This window comes from Nocardiopsis sp. TNDT3 (assembly GCF_003427465.1).
Classification (GTDB): domain Bacteria; phylum Actinomycetota; class Actinomycetes; order Streptosporangiales; family Streptosporangiaceae; genus Nocardiopsis; species Nocardiopsis dassonvillei.
The window spans coordinates 1-4797 of the sequence record NZ_QPFC01000076.1 but is presented as its reverse complement, the minus strand read 5'-3'; the positions used below and the strand labels follow the sequence as shown (position 1 = coordinate 4797).

Below are 4797 nucleotides of genomic sequence, written 5' to 3'. Positions count from 1 at the left end.
GACCCCACCCGTGACGACGACCGCGGGGGGAACTCCGGCGGCGGTTCGGGCGGTTCGGGCGGTTCGGGCGGCGGCGGGTCCGGCGGCTCCGGTGGCGCGCCCCGCTCCTCCGGCCGTGTGGACGACGTGCCCACCAGCGACGTGCCCACCACCCGCGACAGCTTCCCGGACCTGCCCAGCGACGAGGCGGCCCTGCCCGGGGTCGTGCCCGGCGCGGAGAACCTCGCCGAGCTGCCCACGGTGACCCCCGGCGCGCAGGACGACGACCTCGACGGGACCGAGGTGGCCGCCGACCACAGCGACCTGGGGCCGAACATGGCCCCGGCGGTGCTGCTCGCCGCGTTCCTCCTCGCTCTGCTGCTCGCGGCCCCGCTCGCACCGGTGCGGCGCGTCCGCGTCGGCGGCGGCTACCAGGGCAGGCGCCGCAGGAAGTAGGACGTCCCGGAGCCGTTCCCCGGCGGCCCCGCCACCGGGGGACGGCACCGGCGACACGTGGATCAGGGCAGCTACCAGGACAAACATCTCACCTGCCGTGGCTGACAGAAGTCTTGCCGTCGCCCCGTCGTAGGCTTTCGGTCCATGGACACCCCGCTAGTCACCGATGACCTGGACCGGACCCTGGCCGAACAGGTGCTGACGCTCGCCGAGGCCGCGCGCGCGGCCGACGGCGTCGCACCGCTGTCGGAGCACACCCTGCTCCGCGTCAGACACGGCGCCCCCTCGGGGAGCAGCCGCTTCCACCTGGCCCTGGAGGACGGGCGCGCGGTCGGCTTCGCCTTCGTGGAGCGCGTCGCGGGCGAGCCCGACTCCGGAGAGGTCGTCGTCCACCCCGACCACCGCGGCCGCGGGCACGGAACCGCCCTGCTGCACTCGGTGGACCGGGACGCCGGGCCGGACGGGGTCCGCGTGTGGGCGCACGGGCGCACCCCGCAGGCGGTGTCGGTGGCGCGGGAGGACGGCTGGACCGCCGTCCGCGAACTCCACAAGATGCGGATGCCGCTGCGCGACATCGCCGGGGACGAGCCGGGCGGCCCCTGGGAGGCGCCCGAGCTGCCCGAGCCCGAGCTTCGGCCCGAGGTGGCCGAACGGGTCCGGCTGCGCCCCTTCGTCGTGGGCCAGGACGAGCAGGCGTGGCTGGCCGCCAACGCGCGGGCGTTCGCCGACCACCCCGAGCAGGGCCAGCTCACCCTGGACGACCTGCTCCAGCGCGAGGTGGAGGACTGGTTCGACCCGGACGGCTTCTTCCTGGCCACCGCCAAGGACGGCGGGGTGGCCGCGTTCCACTGGACCAAGACCCACGCCGACGGCGCCGGGCTCACCGACGGCGAGCCGGTGGGCGAGGTCTACGTGGTGGGCGTGGACCCCGAGTGGCAGGGCAGCGGACTCGGCCGGGCCCTGACCCTGGCGGGTCTGCGGCACCTGCGCGACGCCGGTCTGCCGTGGGTCCACCTGTACGTGGACGGCGACAACGAGGCGGCGGTGCGGCTGTACGAGTCGCTCGGATTCGCCATGTGGGACACCGACGTGATGTACGCGCCGCCGAGGGACGACGCCCCCCGCCCGAACGTGTGACCTGTCACATTCACCGGGCAATCCCCGGGCCGCCACGGGAGTGCGACACCTCGTTCATCTTCCGTTCATCTTGTTTGGGACAACTGGTCACCTGTTGCACCTACCTTCACATTCGGCGCAGCACGGCCACCCTCCACCACGGACCGTGGCGCGGTGACCGGCGATCGCCCCAGTACGGGACGCGGAGGGGACCTCGGCGGGGAGACATCCCCCGACCGGCGGGAGAACCACGCGTCGCAGGGAACACACCAGGCACGCAGAAGGTGCACGGAACGCACCGCACCATCCGGGCGACCCGCCCCGAAACCTTCCGAACCGGAGCCAACCCATGACGACCACGGACGCCCCCGAGGCGGCACCGCCGCCCACGGGCAAGCGCCGGATCGGCGACGTCGCCTTCGCCGGGCTCGCCCGAGGCTCGGGCATCCTGATCCTGCTGATCCTCGCCGGTGTCGCCGCCTTCCTGCTCGTGCAGGCCTGGCCGTCCCTGACCGCGAACACGGTGAACTTCCTCACCAGCACGGAGTGGGACCCCAACGTCCGCGAGGAACCCGCGTTCGGTGTCGCCGCCCTGGCGTTCGGCACCGTCCTGGCCGCGGCCATCGCGCTGCTGCTGGCCACCCCGGTGGCGATCGGGATCGCGCTGTTCATCGTCTTCTACGCGCCGCGCAGGCTCGCCTCGGTACTCGGCTACCTGGTGGACCTGCTGGCCGCCATCCCCAGCGTCGTCTACGGCCTGTGGGGCATCGGCTTCCTCGCGCCGGAGCTGGTCCCCGTCTACCAGGCGCTGACGCGCTACCTGGGCTGGATCCCGCTGTTCCAGGGCCCCGCCTCCACCTCGGCCCGCACCATCCTCACCGCGGGCGTGGTGCTGGCCGTCATGATCCTGCCGATCATCACCGCTATGGCGCGCGACGTGTTCCACCAGACCCCGCAGGGGCACCGCGAGGCCGCCCTGGCCATGGGCGCCACCCGCTGGGAGATGATCCGCCTGGCCGTGCTGCCCTTCGGCAGATCCGGCGTGGTGGGCGGCGCCATGCTCGGCCTGGGCCGCGCCCTGGGCGAGACCATGGCCGTCGCGATGATCCTGTCCCCCTCCCTCATCGTCTCCTGGAACCTGTTGCAGAGCGGCAACCAGACCATCGCCGCGCACATCGCCCTCCAGTACCCCGAGGCCACCGGGTACGGCGTCTCCGCGCTGATCGCCGCCGGGCTGGTCCTGTTCGCGATCACCCTCGTCGTCAACATGGGCGCGCGCTACGTCGTGACCCGGGGGAGCAAGGAGTCTTGATGGACACGACGACCACGCAGCCTCCCGGCCCCGAAGCGGGCTCCACCGCGACCGACCTGCGCCGCGGCTCCCTGCCGCAGCACTTCCCCGCCGCCCTGCTGGCCTCCTCCGCCGCCGTGGTGGCCGGGGTCCTGCTGGCCTTCTCGTCCTTCGGGTTCCTGCTGTGGGGCCTGCTCACCGCCGCCGCGTACGTGGTGATCGTCGTGACGGCCTCCGCCCGCGTCGAGGGCGGCCGCAAGGCCAAGGACCGGCTGGTCACCTCGCTGGTCTACCTGTGCTTCCTGCTGGCGATGCTGCCGCTGGTGTCGGTGCTGTGGACGGTGCTGAGCAACGGCATCGTCCGGTTCGACGCCTACTTCCTCACGGTGTCCATGAACGGCGTCCTGCCGAGCATGGACGCGGGAGGCGTGTACCACGCGATCGTGGGCACCCTGGCGATCACCGGCATGGCCACGCTCATCTCGGTGCCCATCGGCGTGATGACCGCCGTGTACCTCGTGGAGTACGCCGAGGGCCGCATGAAGCGGATCATCGTGTTCTTCGTCGACGTCATGACGGGCATCCCGTCGATCGTCGCCGGACTGTTCGTGGTGGCGCTGTGGATGATCCTGTTCGGCCCGGGCCGGACCAACGGCGCGGCGGGCGCGATCGCGCTGGCGGTGCTGATGATCCCGGTCGTGGTGCGCTCCAGCGAGGAGATGCTGCGGCTGGTGCCGCAGGACCTGCGTGAGGCCTCCTACGCCCTGGGGGTGCCCAAGTGGCGGACGATCACCAAGGTGGTGCTGCCCACCTCCGCGGCCGGCCTGACCACAGGAATCATGCTCGCCATCGCCCGCGTTATCGGAGAGACGGCTCCCCTGATCCTCACCACGGGGTCGTCCGCGGTGTCGATCAACTGGAACCTGTTCGACGGGCAGATGATGAACCTCCCGGTGTTCATCTACTCGCAGGTCCGCATGGGCGGCGCCGTCAACTACGAGAGGGCCTGGGCGGCGGCGCTGACCCTGATCCTGGTGGTGATGCTGCTGTTCTTCCTGGCCCGCATGATCGGCCGCCTGTTCGCGCCGAAGGCCCGTTGACCCCTACACACACCGCCCACGCCCCGCGCGCGGAGCAGATTCACGAGGAACTTCCAGTGGCGAAACGTATCGACGTCTCCGGTCTCCACGTCTACTACGGCGACTTCAAGGCCGTGGAGGACGTGTCGATGACCATCGAGCCGCGGTCGGTGACGGCGTTCATCGGATCGTCGGGCTGCGGCAAGTCCACCTTCCTGCGGACCCTCAACCGGATGCACGAGGTGACCCCGGGAGCCCGCGTCCAGGGCAAGGTGCTCCTGGACGACCTGGACATCTACGGGCCCGACGTGGACCCGGTCATGGTGCGCAGCGAGGTCGGGATGGTCTTCCAGAAGGCCAACCCGTTCCCGACGATGTCGATCTACGACAACGTCATCGCCGGTGCCCGCCTCAACAACCGGCGGATGAGCAAGTCCGAGGCGGACGAGCTGGTGGAGGGTTCGCTGCGCGGCGCGAACCTGTGGGAGGAGGTCAAGGACCGGCTGAACAAGCCCGGTTCGGGCCTCTCCGGCGGGCAGCAGCAGCGGCTGTGCATCGCCCGCGCCACCGCGGTCAAGCCGTCGGTGCTGCTGATGGACGAGCCGTGCTCGGCGCTGGACCCGATCTCGACCCTGGCGATCGAGGACCTCATCCACCAGCTCAAGGAGAACTACACGATCGTCATCGTGACGCACAACATGCAGCAGGCCGCGCGTGTGTCCGACCGGACGGCGTTCTTCAACCTGTCGGCTCCGGGCAAGCCGGGCAAGCTCATCGAGATGGGCGAGACGAACCAGATGTTCACCCGGCCGGAGAAGAAGGAGACCGAGAACTACATCACCGGTCGGTTCGGCTAAACCGCTGCTGATACCCCTC

The 4797-nt window shown here is 70.9% G+C and carries 4 protein-coding genes and 1 pseudogene; all 5 read left to right on the top strand.

What is annotated here, in order from left to right; all coding sequences use genetic code 11:
- Positions 1–435: pseudogene (locus DQW06_RS02260) on the top strand (hypothetical protein); the annotation flags it as partial.
- A gap of 144 nt (positions 436–579) precedes the next feature.
- Positions 580–1572, top strand: coding sequence for a mycothiol synthase (mshD, locus tag DQW06_RS02255; RefSeq protein ID WP_013155374.1), 993 nt, complete (start codon positions 580–582; stop codon positions 1570–1572).
- Between the two features lie 328 nt (positions 1573–1900).
- Positions 1901–2863, top strand: a complete 963-nt coding sequence (pstC, locus tag DQW06_RS02250; protein WP_013155375.1) for a phosphate ABC transporter permease subunit PstC — start codon at positions 1901–1903, stop codon at positions 2861–2863.
- On the top strand, positions 2863–3942 hold the full coding sequence (pstA, locus tag DQW06_RS02245; RefSeq protein ID WP_013155376.1) for a phosphate ABC transporter permease PstA: 1080 nt from the start codon (positions 2863–2865) through the stop codon (positions 3940–3942). The genes pstC and pstA overlap by 1 nt, the downstream gene beginning before the upstream one ends.
- 56 nt (positions 3943–3998) lie before the next feature.
- Positions 3999–4778 carry a phosphate ABC transporter ATP-binding protein PstB gene (pstB, locus tag DQW06_RS02240; protein ID WP_013155377.1) on the top strand — a complete coding sequence of 260 codons (780 nt, stop codon included), beginning with the start codon at positions 3999–4001 and terminating at the stop codon, positions 4776–4778.
- Positions 4779–4797: the final 19 nt, after the last annotated feature.